The sequence below is a fragment of the Nocardioides sp. genome, assembly GCF_004803405.1.
GTDB classification, from domain to species: domain Bacteria; phylum Actinomycetota; class Actinomycetes; order Propionibacteriales; family Nocardioidaceae; genus Nocardioides; species Nocardioides vastitatis.
The window spans coordinates 1-17,110 of sequence record NZ_SSXI01000251.1 but is presented as its reverse complement, the minus strand read 5'-3'; the positions used below and the strand labels follow the sequence as shown (position 1 = coordinate 17,110).

12 protein-coding genes and 1 pseudogene are annotated in these 17,110 nt (G+C 71.6%); 7 read left to right on the top strand and 6 right to left on the bottom strand.

Annotated features, from left to right (window positions below; translation table 11 throughout):
• The 4 genes from E7Z54_RS18205 to thpR all read left to right on the top strand — a co-directional run.
• Positions 1 to 3,128 (top strand): family 78 glycoside hydrolase catalytic domain (locus E7Z54_RS18205; protein ID WP_136436133.1); only part of this gene is annotated, 3,128 nt, incomplete at its 5' end.
• A 38-nt stretch (positions 3,129 to 3,166) separates the two neighbouring features.
• Entirely contained in the window at positions 3,167 to 6,478 is a 3,312-nt protein-coding gene (locus E7Z54_RS18200; RefSeq protein ID WP_136436131.1) for a family 78 glycoside hydrolase catalytic domain, read from the top strand.
• 63 nt (positions 6,479 to 6,541) lie between these two features.
• A complete protein-coding gene (locus tag E7Z54_RS18195) occupies positions 6,542 to 7,300 on the top strand; it encodes a VIT1/CCC1 transporter family protein (RefSeq protein ID WP_136436129.1) in 759 nt (252 codons plus the stop codon).
• Between the two features lie 4 nt (positions 7,301 to 7,304).
• A complete protein-coding gene (gene thpR, locus E7Z54_RS18190; protein WP_136436127.1) occupies positions 7,305 to 7,874 on the top strand; it encodes an RNA 2',3'-cyclic phosphodiesterase in 570 nt (189 codons plus the stop codon).
• Positions 7,875 to 7,878: 4 nt separating this feature from the next.
• On the opposite strand, the gene pntB is transcribed toward thpR, so the two are convergent.
• The 3 genes from pntB to upp all read right to left on the bottom strand — a co-directional run bounded on the left by pntB (position 7,879) and on the right by upp (position 11,652).
• On the bottom strand, positions 7,879 to 9,303 hold the full coding sequence (gene pntB, locus E7Z54_RS18185; protein WP_136436125.1) for a Re/Si-specific NAD(P)(+) transhydrogenase subunit beta: 1,425 nt from the start codon (positions 9,301 to 9,303) through the stop codon (positions 7,879 to 7,881).
• Between the two features lie 17 nt (positions 9,304 to 9,320).
• The gene (locus E7Z54_RS18180; protein WP_136436123.1) at positions 9,321 to 10,859 is read right to left on the bottom strand and encodes a Re/Si-specific NAD(P)(+) transhydrogenase subunit alpha; all 1,539 of its coding nucleotides are present in this window, start codon (positions 10,857 to 10,859) and stop codon (positions 9,321 to 9,323) included.
• A gap of 148 nt (positions 10,860 to 11,007) precedes the next feature.
• The gene (upp, locus tag E7Z54_RS18175) at positions 11,008 to 11,652 is read right to left on the bottom strand and encodes a uracil phosphoribosyltransferase (protein ID WP_136436122.1); all 645 of its coding nucleotides are present in this window, start codon (positions 11,650 to 11,652) and stop codon (positions 11,008 to 11,010) included.
• A gap of 62 nt (positions 11,653 to 11,714) precedes the next feature.
• On the opposite strand from upp, the gene E7Z54_RS18170 reads away from it, so the two are divergent.
• Together E7Z54_RS18170 and E7Z54_RS18165 are read left to right on the top strand one after the other, a co-directional pair.
• Complete coding sequence (locus E7Z54_RS18170) at positions 11,715 to 12,200, top strand: tRNA adenosine deaminase-associated protein (protein WP_136436120.1); 486 nt, start codon at positions 11,715 to 11,717, stop codon at positions 12,198 to 12,200.
• A gap of 55 nt (positions 12,201 to 12,255) precedes the next feature.
• Complete coding sequence (locus E7Z54_RS18165; RefSeq protein WP_136436139.1) at positions 12,256 to 12,687, top strand: nucleoside deaminase; 432 nt, start codon at positions 12,256 to 12,258, stop codon at positions 12,685 to 12,687.
• Positions 12,688 to 12,690: 3 nt separating this feature from the next.
• On the opposite strand, the gene eda is transcribed toward E7Z54_RS18165, so the two are convergent.
• From eda to zwf, 3 genes are read right to left on the bottom strand one after another with little or no spacing between them, the layout of a single operon-like run.
• Positions 12,691 to 13,314 carry a bifunctional 4-hydroxy-2-oxoglutarate aldolase/2-dehydro-3-deoxy-phosphogluconate aldolase gene (eda, locus tag E7Z54_RS18160; protein ID WP_240769771.1) on the bottom strand — a complete coding sequence of 208 codons (624 nt, stop codon included), beginning with the start codon at positions 13,312 to 13,314 and terminating at the stop codon, positions 12,691 to 12,693.
• Complete coding sequence (gene edd, locus E7Z54_RS18155) at positions 13,301 to 15,208, bottom strand: phosphogluconate dehydratase (RefSeq protein ID WP_136436118.1); 1,908 nt, start codon at positions 15,206 to 15,208, stop codon at positions 13,301 to 13,303. Before edd ends, eda begins: the two co-directional genes overlap by 14 nt.
• Entirely contained in the window at positions 15,205 to 16,674 is a 1,470-nt protein-coding gene (gene zwf, locus E7Z54_RS18150; protein ID WP_240769770.1) for a glucose-6-phosphate dehydrogenase, read from the bottom strand. Before zwf ends, edd begins: the two co-directional genes overlap by 4 nt.
• Before the next feature lie 90 nt (positions 16,675 to 16,764).
• On the opposite strand from zwf, the pseudogene E7Z54_RS18145 reads away from it, so the two are divergent.
• Positions 16,765 to 17,110: pseudogene (locus tag E7Z54_RS18145) on the top strand (helix-turn-helix transcriptional regulator); the annotation flags it as partial.

Here is a 17,110-nt window from a genome sequence, read left to right as displayed (position 1 = left end):
CCACGACCGCGCCGGGCGGGCCTCAGCCGACGGGCCTCACGGTCGGCCAGCGGACCGAGCCCGCCGACGTCGACGACGTGGCGGCCCCGCTCCTCGGGTGGCAGGTCGGCTCAGGTGTCCAGAGCGGCTACCAGGTCCAGGTGGCCGAGTCGCATGCCCACCTGATGTCGGGCCGCCTGGTCTGGGACTCGGGTTCTGTGTCGGCGACGGGCAGCACCAACGTCCGGTACGCCGGCCCCGGCCTGCAGCGGGGCGAGCGGTACCACTGGCGGGTCCGCACCTGGGACGGGCGAGGCAAGGCGTCGCCCTGGTCGCGGCCGGCCAGCTTCGGGACGGCCCTCGGGAGTGACTGGGGACAGAGCCGGCCGATCTGGATCGGCGAGCCCCCGGCTCTCGGCTGGAGCGGCTACACCCTGGAGACCACGTTCTCGATCACCGCGCAGAACGCGACGATCGTCTTCAACGCCCAGGACGCCAACAACTACCTGATGTGGCAGGTCCGTGGCGACGGCGTCAACCAGCTCGCGCCGCACCAGCGGGTCAACGGCGCCTTCACGCAGCTGAAGGCGGTGCCGCTCGGGGTCAGCCTCCAGCGCGGCGTCGACTACCGACTCCGGCTCGAGGTCGCCGGGTCGACGGTCCGGACCTACCTGGACGGGCGTCTGGTCGACACCACGGACTCGGTGCGCTTCACCAAGGGCACGATCGGCTTCCGGACCGGCGGCAGCGAGCGCAACAGCTGGGACGACCTGTCCGTCACCGCCGCGGACGGCACGCGACTCTACGCGAACGACTTCGGTGCCCCGTCGTCCGACTTCACCTGTGGGACCGTGTCGGCCGGGCGCCTCCACGTCGGCACCGGCCAGAACTGCGTGTACGGCCTGGGCAGCACCGACTGGACGTTCCTCCGCGGGGAGTTCCAGACCGCCGCCGACAAGGAGGTCGCCTGGGCGACCGTCTTCGCGACGGGATCCTCGCCCGAGCCGGGCCGCCAATACGTCTACAAGCTCTGGATGAACGGCGAGCTGGTCGGTCTCGGCCCGACCCGCTCGATCAGCACCGAGACGCGCTACGACGGCTTCGACGTCACCGACCTGGTGCACGAGGGCGGCGCGAACGCGCTCGGTGCCCTCGCGTGGACCACCAGTGACAAGAGGTTCCAGGCCCAGCTGGTCATCGAGTACGTCGACGGCTCGCGCCAGTCGTTCGGGACCGGGGAGCAGTGGACCGCGCTGCCCGGGGCCGCGGCCTTCCCCTCGGCCGGCTCGATCGGCACCGGCTACTTCACCGCGCCCAAGGAGAACCTCCAGGCCGCGGCATACCCGTTCGGCTTCGACGAGCCCGGGTTCGACGCCACCGGGTGGCGGCCGGCCGCCGCGAAGGCCGCCTACACCAACCTGGTCGCGACACCGACCGACAAGGTCGCCCAGCGGCTGGAGCAGCCGGTCCAGGTCGTCGAGAAGGCGGCCGGCCACTACTTCGTCGACTACGGGCGCAGCTGGGTCGGCGGCGTGAGCCTGGACCTCGAGGGCACGGCCGGTCAGGTGGTCGACCTGCGGTTCGGCGAAGAGCTGTCGGGGCCGCAGACGGTGCGTTACGCGATGCGGACCGGCAACCAGTACCAGGACCGCTGGACCCTGAAGGACGGGCCGCAGCACCTCGAGACCTGGGGCATGCGGGTGTTCCGCTACCTCGAGGTGATCGGCGCACCGCCCGGACTCGGCCCGGCCGACTTCCCGGCCCTGGCCCAGGTGTACCCCTTCGACGTCGACGGCGCGGAGTTCCGCTCCTCCGACGCCGCGCTCAACCAGGTCTGGCAGCTGTCCAAGAACACGGTCGAGGCCACCAACCACAACCTCTACGTCGACTCGTGGACCCGGGAGCGCGAGCCCTACGAGGCCGACAGCTACCTGCAGATGATGGCCAACTTCCTCACCTCGTCCGACCCCACGCTCGGCAACTACTCGATCGACTACCTGCTCACCCGGCGCACCTGGCCGACCGAGTGGCCGCTGTACACCATCCTCGCGATGCACGACAGCTTCCAGCAGACCGGCGACATCGCCCAGCTGGAGCGCAGCTACGACCAGCTGGTGCAGAAGCTCCCCGACGAGTGGGTCGAGGCGGAGACCGGGCTGATCCGCAAGGACTTCCGGTCCAACGGGTGCAACAGCCAGACCGACTGCGACATCGTCGACTGGCCGGGCTCGGAGCGCGACGGCTACGTGTTCCGCCCCTACAACACGGTGATCAACGCGCTCAGCTACCGCAGCTTCATGGACATGGCCGCGATCGCGACCGCCCTCGGCAAGAACGCCGACGCGGCGTCGTACAGCGCCACCGCGGAGCGGCTGCGCACGGCGATGAACCAGTGGCTCTGGGACGACGCCAAGGGCGCCTACCGCGACGGGCTCAACGCCGACCGCACGCCGATCCAGCACTGGGCGGTGCACGCGAGCGTGTTCGCCAGCGCGTTCGGCGTGCCGGACGCGGAGCGCTCGGCACGAGCCGCCGACTACATCGGTGCGCGCGGCATGGCGTGCAGCGTCTACTGCGCGGCGTTCCTGATCGAGTCGCTCTACAACGGAGACCGCTCGGATCTGGCCTACGACCTGCTGACCGACACCGGCGTGCGGAGCTGGCTGAACATGATCGCGGACGGCGCCGGCGCCACCGGCGAGGCCTGGGACGCCTCGCTGAAGTCCAACATGACCTACTCCCACCCGTGGGCGGCGTCGCCTGCCTTCCACGTGCCGCAGGGCATGTTCGGCATCCGGCCGACCACCCCGGGCTACGGGACGTTCGACGTGCGTCCGCAGCCGCAGTCCGTGACCTGGGCGAGTGTCACGCTGCCGACCCTGAAGGGCCGGATCGGTGCCGCGTTCCACACCGTCGAGGGCCGCACCGACGTCGGCGTCGTGGTGCCGGGCAACACGGTGGCCTCCGTCCACGTTCCGGCGGGGGCGACGACCGAGGACGTGGTCTACGTCGACGGGCGGGCGACACCCGCCGTACGTGAGCGCGGCTACCTGCGCGTCGACGGCGTCGCCAGCGGCTGCCACGTGTTCAGCACCGCGAGCGGCGGCGACCCCAAGGACGACGAGCGGCTGAAGGCCATCTGCCACTGACCCTGACCCACCGATCGCCCACCCACTCGGAGGTACCCGTGATCGTGCACCACCCGCGGCGGATGCGCCGTACCGTCCTCGCCGTCGTCACCGCTGTGGCGGTGGCCGCCCCGGCAGCAGCTGGGTGGTCACCGGCGGAGGCCACGCCGGGCACCCGGCCCGCTGCGCCGACGCGCCTCACCGTCGACGACGTGCCAGCGCCGCTCAACGCCGACGAGTCGCCACGCTTCGGCTGGCTGCCGAGGGACGCCGACGCCAACGAGGTGCAGACGGCCTACAAGATCGAGGTCCGCGACGTCGACGGTGCGTTGGTCTGGGACTCGGACAAGGTGAAGTCCGCGCAGCAGTCCTACGTCGAGTACGACGGCTCGCCGTTGGCGCCCGGCAGCGTCTATCGCTGGCGGGTGCGGACCTGGGACAAGGACCACCTGCCCTCGCCGTGGTCGGCGGAGACACGCTTCGAGACCGGTCTCGACGACGGCGACTGGGGTGGCGCCTCGTGGATCCGTCGCCCTCCCGGCAACCCGGGCTTCCGTGCGGTCAGCGTGGTCGACGGTCGCGGGCGGGTCAGCGGCGGCAACGTCACCCTCGCGAGCACCGGCACGGACTGGACCGACTACGTCGTCACGATGGACGTCACCCCGGTCAGCCGCGCCGCAGGAGTGGTGTTCCGGGCGCCCGACAGCGCCAATGGCTACATGTGGCAGCTGCACGCGAATGACAACGCGCTCAAGACCCACCGCATGGTCGCCGGCGGCTTCCCGACCGACGCCCGGCGCGCAGTCCGGCACGTGATCGACCCAGGCGTCACCTACGAGCTCAGCATCCGGGTCATGGGCCGCACCTTTCAAACCAGCATCGACGGCGTGGTCGTCGACACGTGGACCGACCCGTCGCCGAGCGGCTCGACGGCCGGCACCATCGGCTTCCGCCAGGCAGGCGGCGAGGTCGCCGACTTCGACGACATCCGGGTCACCTCGCTCGACGGGAGCCGGGTGCTCTTCGAGGAGGACTTCTCCAGCGGGCTCGACAAGTGGGTCAAGGGCACCACCACCCGCGAGGCCGACGAGTACACGCTGGCCCGCACCGAGGTCGACGTACCCGCCGGCACGATCGTCCGGGCCCGCAGCTACCTCGCCGCCAGCCACGTCGCAGAGCTCTACCTCGACGGCAAGCGCGCGGACCGGATGACCAACTACGGCCACCCGGGCGAGGGTTACTACCAGGCCGCCGACATCACCGACCTGGTCACGCCGGGCGAGCGGCTCTCGGTCGGCGCCATGCTCCACTGGTTCAGCAGCGGGCAGGGCAGGGTCGGCGCCGAGCCAGGCCTGCTCGTCCGCCTCGTCGTCGAGTACGCCGACGGCTCGGAGTTCGCCGTCGTCAGCGACGGCACGTGGAAGGTCCGACGCGGGCCGTACGTCCTGGTCGGCACCCGCAACGGGGAGGGCCTGTACGTCGAGCACCTCGACGGCGCCGCGCAGAGGGCGATCGGTCCCTGGAAGCAGGGCTGGTACGACGACTCCGCCTGGTCCGACGCGGTGGTGCTCGGCAAGCACCCGGTCGCGCCGTTCACCCACCTCGACGGCCAGCAGACCCGGCTCACCGAGACCGTCGTACGACCGGAGCGGATCTTCGTCGCGGACGACGGCACCCCGGTCGCCGACTTCGGCAAGGTGATCCCCGCCCGCCCCGCGGTGCACTTCGACAAGGGCGTCGCGGGCAGAAAGGTCACGATCCGCGCCAGCTACGGGCTCACCGAGACCGGGCGCGCCTCGACGGCCAGCACCGCGACCCAGGGCACCAACATGTCGTTCCCCTACACCCAGGCCGCCGGCGACCAGGACTACCGGGCGTTCGGGCACCTCGGCTTCCGCTACCTGGAGATCCCGGGGGCGGAGGAGGAGATCACCGCCGACGACGTGACAGCGACGGTCGTGCACACCTCCTACCCGCAGGACGGTGCGGCGACGTTCGACAGCTCCGACGACACGCTCGACGCGGTGTGGGACCTGATGGACCGGTCGCTCCGGTACTCCGTGCAGGAGACGTTCGTGGACACCCCGACCCGCGAGCAAGGGCAGTTCCTTCACGACACGGTCAACATCTCCTACGGCCTGATGGCTACCCAGCACGACCGGGTGGCCACCCGGCAGGCGATCCGCGAGTTCATGCTGAGCCAGAAGCGGTGGTGGACGAGCGGCGATGACATCGGCCGCTACAACGCGGTTTACCCGAACGGCGACAACAAGCGTGACATCCCCGACTTTACGCAGGTCGTACCGGACTGGGCGTGGCGCTACTACCTGGAGACCGGCGACCTCGCCGCCCTCGAGGACGTCTACGACAACGTCGCGGCCACCGCCGCCTACGTCCGCCGCCACATCCCTGCCGCCGGCCCGACCCGGGGTCTGGTGACGCAGCTGACCGGCGGCAGCGGCCAGTACCGGTACGGCATCGTCGACTGGCCGGTCCACGGGCGGTTCGGCTACGACATGACCGCGACCGCGCGCACGACCGTCAACGCGCTCGGTGTGGACGTGCTCCGCAAGGTGGCGCTCGTCGCTGAGGAGATCGGCCGCCCCGAAGCCGAGGTGGCGGCCTACGTCGCCGACGCCGACGCCCTCGCCGACCGGATGAACGAGACGCTCCGCAAGCCGGACGGGACGTACGTCGACGGGCTACTGGGCGACGGCTTCCAGAGCCCGCACGCCGGCCAGCATGCGACGTCGTACGCCGTCGCCCTCGGGATCGCGCCGACGGAGGACCTGCCCGAGCTGGGCGCGTACCTGGCGTCGATGGGCATGAAGCAGGGCCCGATGACGGCACACTGGCTGCTCGAGGCGCTGGCGCTCTCCGGTGCCCACGAGCACCTACTGAACGTGCTCACCAACGAGGACGACTACGGCTGGGCCGGATGGCTCGCCGCCGGCGGCACGTTCACGCCGGAGGCGTGGGAGCTCAGCGGCTCGGCCAACAGCGCCTCGCACGGCTGGGGCTCGCGCGGCATCGTGCAGGTGATGGAGAACGTGCTCGGCATCGAGGTCACCGCACCCGGTGGCGCGGAGCTCCGGATCAGCGTCCCGGACACCGGCCTCACCCACGCCGAGGGATCGCAGCTGACCCAGCGCGGCCGGGTGCTGTCCGCGTGGGCCCGCGACGACCAGGGCGTGGCGCTGCGGACCACGATCCCGGTCAACGCTTCGGCGGTGGTCGACCTGCCGGCAGGCAGGTACGACGTCCGTGGTCCCGGTGGCGCGTCTGCGGAGCAGCTGGTGGCGGAGGGCGGCCTCACGCGCTACCGGGTCGGCTCGGGCGAGTGGACCTTCACGCAGGTGGACGCCGGGTAGCCGAACGCCGCCTCTCCAGCTCCGCGGTCGCGCAGGGTGCCCGGGACCGGCGATGATGGTGTGGTGAGCAGCAGTCCGCCAGCAGGTCCGGGGCACGACGCGGCGCCGCCGTCGGAGGTCGGCCCGCACGAGGACGAGCCGCACGAGCAGGGGTTCAACGACCGGCTCAACTGGCTGCGCGCCGGCGTCCTCGGCGCCAACGACGGCATCGTCTCGGTCGCGGGCATCGTGCTGGGCGTCGCCGGCGCGACCACCGACCGGACCGCGATCCTGATCGCCGGGATCGCCGGCCTGGTCGCGGGCGCGATGAGCATGGCGGCCGGCGAGTACGTCTCCGTCCGCACCCAGCGCGACTCCGAGGAGGCGCTGCTCGCCAAGGAGCGGCGTGAGCTGCGCGAGGACCCCGAGGACGAGCTCGCCGAGCTGGCCGGGCTGTACGTCGACAAGGGACTCGACCGGGATCTCGCGCTCGAGGTCGCGCGGCAGCTCACCGAGAAGGACGCCCTGGGCGCGCATGCCGAGGTCGAGCTCGGCATCGATCCCGGCGACCTCACCAGCGCCTGGAACGCCGCGTTCGCGTCGATGGTCGCCTTCACCGCCGGCGCCCTGCTGCCGCTGTCGACGATCCTCCTGGTCGCCGCCGACCTGCGGGTCGCGGTGACCGTGGTCGCCGTGCTCCTCGCGCTCGTCATCACCGGATGGGCCAGCGCGCGCTTCGGCTACGGCTCGGCCCGACGCGCGATCCTGCGCAACGTCGTCGGTGGCCTGCTGGCCATGGCGGTCACGCACGGCATCGGCCAGCTGGTCGGGACGCAGGTCTGAGGTGGTGCGACTCTTCACGGCCGTCACCCCGCCCGAGGAGGCGGTCGAGCACCTCGACGCCTTCCTCGAGCCGCGGCGCGCCGCGGGCGAGTTCCGCTGGACCCGCCCCGAGCACTTCCACGTCACCCTCGCCTTCATGGCCGACGTCGACGACTTCCGCGTCGAGGAGTACGTCGACCGCCTGGCCATGTCGCTGGACGGCCTGCCGACGCCGGAGCTCAGGCTCGCGGGCGCGGTCACCTTCCCCGACCCGAGCCGCGCCCGGGTGCTGGCGATCTCGGTCGTCGACGTGACGGGCCAGCCGGACGGCGTGCTGGAGAGGGCGGCGGTGCGTGCGCGGAACGCAGCGGTGGCCAGCGGGATCGAGGTGGACGGCCAGCGCTTCAAGCCGCACCTGACCGTCGCGCGGATGGGCGGGCGGCCGACCGACCTCACCAACTGGGTGCGGCTGCTGGAGACCTACGCAGGACCGGCGTGGCCCTTCGCCTCGGTGCAGGTCGTCGCCTCCCACCTCGGCGAGGGACCACGCCGGTCACCGCGCTACGAGACGCTCGCCGAGGTCGCCCTCGGCTGAGCGATCAGTCGAGGGCGCGCAGGATGTCCTCGACCCGGTCCTTCGCGTCGCCGAAGAGCATCTTGGTGTTGTCGCGGAAAAACAGCGGATTCTGCACGCCGGCGTAGCCCGCGGCCATGGAGCGCTTGAAGACGATCACGTCGTGGGCGTTCCAGACCTCCAGGACGGGCATGCCCGCGATCGGGCTGCTGGGGTCCTCGGCCGCGGCGGGGTTCACCGTGTCGTTGGCACCGATGACCAGGACGACGTCGGTCGCGGCGAGGTCGCCGTTGATCTCGTCCAGTTCCAGCACGATGTCGTAGGGCACCTTCGCCTCGGCCAGCAGCACGTTCATGTGGCCCGGCAGGCGACCCGCGACCGGGTGGATGCCGAACCGGACGTCGACGCCCTTGGCCCGCAGCTTCGCGGTCAGGTCGGCGACCGGGTACTGCGCCTGGGCGACCGCCATGCCGTAGCCCGGCGTGATCACGACCGACTTCGCGTCGGCGAGGAGCTCGGCTGCCTCGTCGGCCTTGATCTCCTTGTGCTCGCCGTAGTCCTTGTCGTCGGCCGGGCCGGCCTCGATGCCGAAGCCACCGGCGATGACGGAGATGAACGAGCGGTTCATCGCCTTGCACATGATGTAGCTCAGGTAGGCACCCGAGGAGCCGACCAGGGCGCCGGTGATGATCAGCAGGTCGTTGCCGAGCAGGAAGCCCGACGCAGCGGCGGCCCAGCCGGAATAGCTGTTGAGCATCGACACCACGACCGGCATGTCGCCGCCGCCGATCGAGGCCACCAGGTGCCAGCCCAGCAGCAGCGCGATCGCGGTGACAGCGACCAGCAGCCACACCGTCGGGTCGATCACGAACCACACGGTCAGGGCCGCGAACACGACCAGGGCGCCGAGGTTGAGGATGTTCTTGCCCGGCAGCATCAGCGGGCTGGACTTCATCCGCGCCGACAGCTTGAGGAACGCCACGATCGATCCGGTGAAGGTCACCGCGCCGATGAAGACGCCGATGAACACCTCGGCGCTGTGCACGCCGAGCAGGTCGGCGGCCTCGAGGGCCGCGGTGTCCGCCCCGTGCGGGTGGTGCTCGATGTGGAGGTAGCCGTTCCAGCCGACCAGGACCGCGGCCAGTCCGACGAAGCTGTGCAAGAGCGCGATCAGCTCGGGCATGCCGGTCATCTCGACGACCCGTGCGCGCCAGAGGCCGATCGCGGCGCCGATCAGGACGGTGGCGATCAGCAGGACGAGCGGCAGTGCGTCGATGCCGCCGTCGACCGCGACGGCGATCGTCGCGAGGAGCGCGATGGCCATGCCGAGGATCCCGAAGGAGTTCCCGACCCGGGCGGTCTCGTGCTTGGAGAGCCCGGCGAGGGCGAGGATGAACAGCAGGCCGGCGACGACGAAGGCCGCGGTGCTGGCAGATTCGATGGAGAGCATGGGAGCGTCAGCCTCTTTCAGGATCGCGAGAACATGCCGAGCATGCGGCGTGTCACCGCGAAGCCGCCGAAGATGTTGATACTGGCCAGGAGCGTCGCGACCGCGGCCAGGACCATGATGGGCGTGCTGTCGTCACCGATCTGGAGCAGCGCACCCACCACGATGATGCCGGAGATCGCGTTGGTCACCGACATGAGCGGCGTGTGCAGCGCGTGGTGCACGTGTCCGATCACGTAGAACCCGACCACGATCGCCAGCGCGAAGACCGTGAGGTGCTGCTGGAGGCCTTCGGGAGCCAGCGAGATCAGCCCGAACAGCGCGGCGGCTGCCGCCGCGACCACGCCGAGCCGCTTGCCGGCGCTCATCGGGACCTTGGGCTCCTTGTGCGTCACGACCGCCTTGGCGCTCGCCTGGGGCGCGGCCGAGACCTGGACTGCCGGCGGCGGCCAGGTCGACTCGCCGTCCCGGACGACGGTGAGACCGCGCTGCACGACGTCGTCGAAGTCGAGCGTCAGCACGCCGTCCTTCTCCGGGGTGAGCAGCTTGAGCAGGTTGACGACGTTGGTGCCGTAGAGCTGTGAGGTCTGCGCAGCAAGACGGCCGGCGAGGTCGGTGTAGCCGAGGATCGTGACGCCGTTGTCGGTGACGATCCGCTGGTCGGCCTGCGTCAGCGCGGCGTTCCCGCCGTTGGCCGCGGCCATGTCGACGATCACCGAGCCGGGACGCATCCCCGCGATGGTCTCCGCCGTGATCAGCTTCGGGGCCGGGCGTCCGGGGATCAGCGCGGTGGTGACGACGATGTCGGCGGCGCGCGCCTCCTCGTCGTACATCGCGGCCGTGGCCGCCTCCTGCTCCGGAGTCATCTCCTTCGCGTAGCCGTCGGAGGACTTGGCGTCCTCGAACGCGGAGCTGTCGAGCTCCACGAACTGTGCGCCCATGGACTCGACCTGCTCGGCGACCTCGGGACGGACGTCGAACGCGCGCACGATCGCGCCCATCGCCGACGCCGCTCCGGTGGCCGCGAGGCCGGCGACACCGGCGCCGACCACGAACACGCGGGCCGGCGGGATCTTGCCCGCAGCGGTCACCTGGCCGGTGAACATGCGGCCGAACTCGTGAGCGGCCTCGATCACCGCCCGGTAGCCGGCGACGTTCGCCATCGAGGACAGCACGTCCATCGACTGCGCCCGCGAGATACGCGGCACCGCGTCCATCGCGAGCGCGGTGACGCCGGCAGCCTGCAGCCTCTCGATCAGCTCGGGGCTGCGTGCGGGCGCCATCATCGAGACGATCGTCGCGCCGCGGCGCAGCCGCCCGATCTCGTCGTCGGTGGGGGCGTTCACCTTCACGACGACGTCGGCGGCCCACACCTCCTCAGTCGTACCGACCCGGACGCCGGCCTCGACGAACGCGGCGTCAGCCTGGTCGGCATGCGCGCCAGCACCGGACTCGACGATGACGTCGTAGCCCAGGTTGGTCAGTTGGGTCGCCGTCTTGGCGGTCGCCGCGACGAGGGTCTCGCCCGGTTTCGACTCGCGAGGGATGCCGATGAGCACGGAGCCTCCAGCCTTCGGTGGATACAGCGCACGTCAACCTACACACGGCCGGTCCCGTCGGGGCAGCTGTCCCACGTGTGACGTGAGTCTGTGAGGAAGGTGACTTTTGCGCGGCGGGGTGTCCCACGGGGTGAGGGGCTGGGTAGGGCTAGCCCCCCGCCACGCCGTACAGGCGGTCGCCGGCGTCGCCCAGGCCGGGCACGATGTACCCCTTCTCGTTGAGCCGTTCGTCCATCGCCGCAGTGACGATGGTGACCGGCACGCCCAGGTCTGCGAGCTCCCCCTCGAGACGTGCGCAACCCTCGGGTGCCGCCAGCAGGCACACGGCGGTGATGTGGTCGGCGCCGCGGTCGACGAGGAAGCGGATCGCCGCCGCGAGGGTTCCGCCGGTCGCGAGCATCGGGTCCAGCACGTAGCACTGGCGGCCCGAGAGGTCGTCGGGCAAGCGCTCGGCGTACGTCGCCGCCTCGAGCGTCTCCTCGTTGCGCACCATGCCGAGGAACCCGACCTCGGCGGTCGGGAGGAGCCGCATCATCCCGTCGAGCATGCCCAGCCCGGCCCTAAGGATCGGTACGACGAGCGGCCGGGGCGACGCGAGCCGGACCCCGGTCGTCGGCGACACCGGAGTGACGATCTCGCACGGCTCGACCCGGACGTCGCGGGTCGCTTCGTAGGCCAGGAGCGTCACCAGCTCGTCGGCCAGCGAGCGGAACGTCGGGGAGTCGGTGTCCCGGTTCCGCAACACGGTGAGCTTGTGGGCCACGAGGGGGTGGTCGATGACCTGGGTGCGCATGAGACGAGCCTAGGCCCGGATTGCCTCTGGTCCTGAGCCATGGTCCGTGTCACGCTGGCGTCATGTCTGCAAGCGACGCAGTCGACTTCGCGCTCGCCGCCTACCGTGAGGAGGGGGTGTGGCAGGTCGCCGAGCTCACCCACGATCACGCGGTCGACGTCGAGACCCTGGCCTCCGCACTACGCCGGTTCCCCGGTGACGGCGGCGCTGTCGGCCTGGTCGCCGTCGACGAGGACTTCTTCATCGTCGTGAGGGTGGCCGGCCAGCAGACCCGGGTGATGCTGTCCGACGTCACCGCGGCGACGGAGTGGGAGCTGGCCGCGTCGGTGGTCGAGTACCTCGGCCTCCCCGTCGTCGACGAGGACGTCGACGACCCCGAGCCCGCGGGGGACCTCGAGCTGCTCAGCGACCTCGGCGTGAACGCGATGGACCTCGCGTCCATCCTCGACGACGATGAGCTCTACCCCGACGAGATGCTGTCCGAGGTCGCGCGCGGCCTGGGGTTCGGCTCCCTGTTCGACGACACCGTCGGACTCACGTCCGCGTGAGCCGCGCGGCGTGAGCGGGACCGTCCCTCCGGCCGGGGTCCCCTGGCTGGGGCCGATGCGGGCCGCCCTCGCGGAGGCCGAGGCCGCGATCGCGTCCGGCGACGTGCCGATCGGGGCGGTCGTCGTCGACGCCACGGGTGCCGTCGTCGGTGCGGGCCGCAACGTCCGCGAGCAGGATGCCGACCCCACGGGGCACGCGGAGGTGGTCGCGCTGCGCGAGGCCGCGAAAGCCCGCGGGGAATGGCGGTTGGACGGTTGCACCCTCGTGGTGACCCTAGAGCCGTGCACGATGTGCGCCGGCGCGGCGGTGCTCTCCCGCGTGGATCGCGTCGTCTTCGGCGCGTACGACGACAAGGCCGGCGCAGTGGGCTCGCTGTGGGACGTCGTGCGTGACCGGCGGCTCAACCACCGCCCCGAGGTGATCTCCGGGGTGCTGGCCGAGGAGTCGGCGGCACTGCTGGAGCGCTTCTTCGCCGACCACCGCTGAGCCTCAGCCCAGCGCCGCGGCCTCCTTCGCCAGCGCCTCGATCCGCGCCCAGTCGCCCGCGGCGACGGCGTCCGCGGGCGTCAGCCAGGATCCGCCGACGCATCCGACGTTGGGCAATGCGAGGTAGGTCGGTGCCGACGCCGGGGTGATGCCGCCGGTCGGACAGAAGCGCGCCTGCGGCACCGGCCCGGCGATCGCCTTCAGGTAGGCCGACCCACCGGACGCCTCGGCCGGGAAGAACTTCATCTCCGTCAGCCCGCGCTCGAGCACGGCCAGCACCTCCGAGACCGTGGCGGTGCCGGGCAGGAACGGCAGCCCGGTGTCGACCATCGCGGACAGGAGCGTCGGCGTAGCACCGGGAGAGACCAGGAACTGGGCACCGGCGGCCGCGGCGTCGGCGGCCTGCTGGGGCGTGACGATCGTGCCGGCGCCCACGAGGATGCCGGGCACCTCCGCGACGATCGCGCGGAGGGCGTCGAGCGCGACCGGCGTGCGGAGGGTGAGCTCGATGGCGGGCAGTCCCCCGGCGACGAGAGCGCGCGCGATCGGCACCGCGGCGGCGAGGTCGTCGACGACGACCACCGGCATGACGGGCACGACGTCGAGGACCGACTCAGGCGCGGACAACGGTGGCCTCCGTGGGCAGGTGAGGGTTGGTGTGGGCGGTGAACACGCTGGCGCCCGCGTCGGCCGGCCCGACGACGGCGCGGAACGCGGCGAAGAGCTCGCGCCCGGTGCCCGACCACTCCTCGTCGGTGAGCGGACGCCCGGTGGCGGCGCGGGTGTCGAGGTCGGGGGCGTCGACGGTGAGCGTGCCGGAGACGGCGTCGACGGTGACCACGTCTCCGTCCCGGACCCGGGCCAGCGGACCGCCGACGGCCGCCTCCGGTGTCACGTGGATCGCCGCCGGCACCTTCCCCGAGGCCCCGGACATCCGGCCGTCGGTCACGATCGCCACCTGCTGGCCGCGGTCCTGCAGCACGCCGAGCGACGGTGTCAGCTTGTGCAGCTCGGGCATCCCGTTGGCTGCCGGACCCTGGTAGCGGAGCACGGCGACCAGGTCGCGGCCGTCGAGGTCGCCGCGACCGAACGCCTCGAGGAAGTCGTCCTGGTCGTCGAAGACCACCGCGGGCGCGGTGACGACCTGGTGCTCGGGCGCCACGGCCGAGGTCTTGATGACCGCGGTGCCGAGCGGCCCGCTGAGCATCCTGAGCCCGCCGTCGGGGGAGAACGGGTCGGTCGTGGGCCGCAGCACCCCGGTGTCGAGGCTGGTCTCGGTGCCCGGCTCCCACGTGACCTCAGTCCCTGCGGCACCCTCACGCAGCCGCGGCTCGGTGGCGTAGCGGGAGAGCCCCGGCCCCGCGATCGTGCGCACGTCGTCGTGCAGCAGTCCGGCCGAGAGCAGGGTGCGGACCAGGAACCCGATGCCGCCGGCGGCGTGGAAATGGTTCACGTCGGCGGACCCGTTCGGGTAGATCCTGGCCAGCAGCGGCACCACGGCGGCCAGGTCGGAGAGGTCCTGCCAGGTGAGCATGATGCCCGCGGCGCGGGCGATCGCCACCAGGTGCAGCGTGTGGTTGGTCGAGCCGCCGCTGGCGAGCAGGGCGACGCAGGCGTTGACGACGGCCTTCTCGTCGACCACGTCGGCGATCCGGACGGTCGCCCCGTGCTGGGGCGAGATCGCGACCGCCTGCGCTGCCGCCGCCCGGGTGAGCGCCTCGCGCAGCGGCGTGCCGGGGTTGACGAAGGAGGAGCCGGGCAGGTGCAGGCCGAGCACCTCCATGATGAGCTGGTTGGAGTTGGCGGTGCCGTAGAACGTGCACGTGCCACGGGAGTGGTACGACGCCGACTCGGCCTCGAGCAGCTCCTCGCGACCGACCTTCCCCTCGGCGAACTGCTGCCGGACCCGCGCCTTCTCCTTGTTGGGGAGGCCCGACTCCATGGGGCCGGCGGGCACGAAGACGGTCGGCAGGTGGCCGAAGGAGAGCGCGCCGATCAGCAGGCCGGGCACGATCTTGTCGCAGACGCCGAGCATGAGCGCGGCGTCGAACATGTCGTGGGAGAGCGCGATCGCGGTGGACATCGCGATCACGTCGCGGCTGAACAGCGACAGCTGCATCCCGTCCCGACCCTGGGTGATGCCGTCGCACATCGCGGGCACGCCGCCGGCGACCTGCGCGATGCCGCCGGCCCGGATCACCGCGTCCTTGAGGACGGGCGGGTAGGCGCCGTAGGGCTGGTGGGCCGAGAGCATGTCGTTGTAGCTGGTGACGATCGCGAGGTTCGGCTTGGTCCTGCCGCGCAGCGCGGCCTTCTCGACCGGCTCGGAGGCGGCGAACCCGTGCGCGAGGTTGGCGCAGCCGAGTCGGCCGCGGGCCGGACCGGTCGCGCTCGCGGCGTCGACGCGGGCCAGGTAGGCGGCCCGGGTGGCTCCGCTGCGCTGGACGATCCGCTCGGTGACCGCGGCCAGCGTGGGGTGGGGCGCTGCGGCGAAGGGGGCCGTCGGGATGTCGAGGGTCATGAGGGCTCCTGCCAGGTGCGGCCGTCGCGGGCGAGCAGCCGTGCTGCCGCGGCCGGGCCGTCGGTGCCCGGGTGGTAGCGGACGGGCTCGATTGGGACGGCCCGCCACTGCTCGAGGATCGGCTCGGTCCACGCCCAGGCCGCCTCGACCTCGTCGCGCCGCATGAAGAGGGTGGGGATGCCGCGCATCACGTCCATCAGCAGCCGCTCGTACGGCTCCGGGGACCGCTCGTCGAAGGTGTCGGCGTAGCTGAGGTCGAGCGACGCCGGGTGCAGGCGGATGCCGCCGGGGCCGGGGTGCTTGGCGGTCAGGTGCAGCTGCATGCCCTCGTCGGGCTGCATCCGCACGGTCAGCCGGTTGGGCGTCGTCGTGCCCTCGCTGTGCGGGAACATCGCGTGCGGGGGCTCCTTGAAGACGACCTCGATGGTCGACTCCTGGCGGGCCAGCCGCTTGCCGGTGCGGAGGTAGAACGGGACGCCGGCCCAGCGCCAGTTCTCGATCTCGACCCGCAGCGCGACGAAGGTCTCCGTGGTGCTGGGGTGGCCGAGCTCCTCGCCGTAGGTCGTGTACTGCCCCCGCACGGTGGCCCGGTTCACCGCCGTGCCGGTGAGCGGAGTGAGCGCACGGAGCACCTTGAGCTTCTCGTCGCGGACCGAGTCTCCGGTGTCGCCACCCACCCGGGTGGGCGGCTCCATCGCGATCAGGCACAGCAGCTGGAGCAGGTGGTTCTGCACCATGTCGCGCAGCGCGCCGGCCCGGTCGTAGTACTCACCGCGGTTCGAGACGCCGAGGGTCTCCGACACCGTGATCTGCACGTGGTCGATCCAGCGGGAGCTCCACAGGGGCTCCAGGAAGACGTTCGCGAACCGGGTGACGAGGAGGTTCTGCACGCTCTCCTTGCCGAGGTAGTGGTCGATCCGGAAGATCTGGTGCTCGTCGAACACGCGGCCGACGGCGTCGTTGACGATGCGGGACGAGGCGAGGTCGGAGCCGATCGGCTTCTCGAGCACGACCCGGCACTGCGGGGTGACGAGGCCGAGGTCGTCCAGGCGCGCGCAGATCGGGCCGAACAGGTCGGAGGCGACCGCCAGGTAGTAGACCCGCACCACGTCCGCGCCCTCGGCCGGCGCGGGCCGGTCCTTGAGCAGGCCGTGCAGCCGGTGCCAGTCGTCGGGGGACGCCGCGTCGAGGGAGATGTGGTGGAGCCGGGAGGTCAGCCGGTGCAGCGCGCCCGCCTCCAGGTGGTCCTCGGCCACGTGGTCGAAGAGGGCGTGGGTCACCAGGTCGCGGTAGCCCGCATCGTCGAGCGGGCTGCGCGATACGCCGATGATCCGGGTGTCTGCGGGGAGCTGGTGCTGGCGCTCGCGCTCGTAGAGGCCCGGCAGCAGCTTGCGGAGGGCGAGGTCGCCGGTCGCACCGAAGACGGTGAAGTCGCAGGAGGGAAGCATGAGCTCGGGTCCGGTCACCGCGTCAACGGTAGTGCGTAAGCAGGTACTTGCAAAGTCCAACTTAGGACTTTTTGGGATCAAAGTAGGAAACGTTTAGAGTTCCGTGGCATGACGGAGGGGCGGCACGGGGCCGCGCGCGACTCGGCGACCGCGGGGGACCTGTTGCGGCTCCTGCGCAGCGGCCACGCGGCGACGCGCTCCGACCTGCGCCGGCTGACCGGCCTGTCCCGCACCGCCGTGGTGAGCCGGGTGAACGCGCTGGCCGAGGCCGGCCTGCTCCGGGTGGGCTCCGAGCTCGCGTCGACCGGGGGGCGGCCCCCGGGAAGCCTCGAGTTCGACACCGCCGCAGGGAGCGTGCTGGCCGTGGCGATCGGGCGCTCCCGCTCGCAGGTCGCGGTCTGCGACCTCGGCGGCACCGAGCTCGCCGCCTCGGCGGTCGACCACGAGATCGGCG

Excerpts from the sequence above, each read along its gene's own strand:
- pntB (WP_136436125.1), bottom strand. The coding sequence starts at position 9,303 with ATGCTCTCCATCGAATCTGCCAGCACCGCGGCCTTCGTCGTCGCCGGC.
- upp (WP_136436122.1), bottom strand. The coding sequence starts at position 11,652 with ATGCGCACCCAGGTCATCGACCACCCCCTCGTGGCCCACAAGCTCACC.
- E7Z54_RS18170 (WP_136436120.1), top strand. The coding sequence starts at position 11,715 with ATGTCTGCAAGCGACGCAGTCGACTTCGCGCTCGCCGCCTACCGTGAG.
- E7Z54_RS18165 (WP_136436139.1), top strand. The coding sequence starts at position 12,256 with ATGCGGGCCGCCCTCGCGGAGGCCGAGGCCGCGATCGCGTCCGGCGAC.
- edd (WP_136436118.1), bottom strand. The coding sequence starts at position 15,208 with ATGACCCTCGACATCCCGACGGCCCCCTTCGCCGCAGCGCCCCACCCC.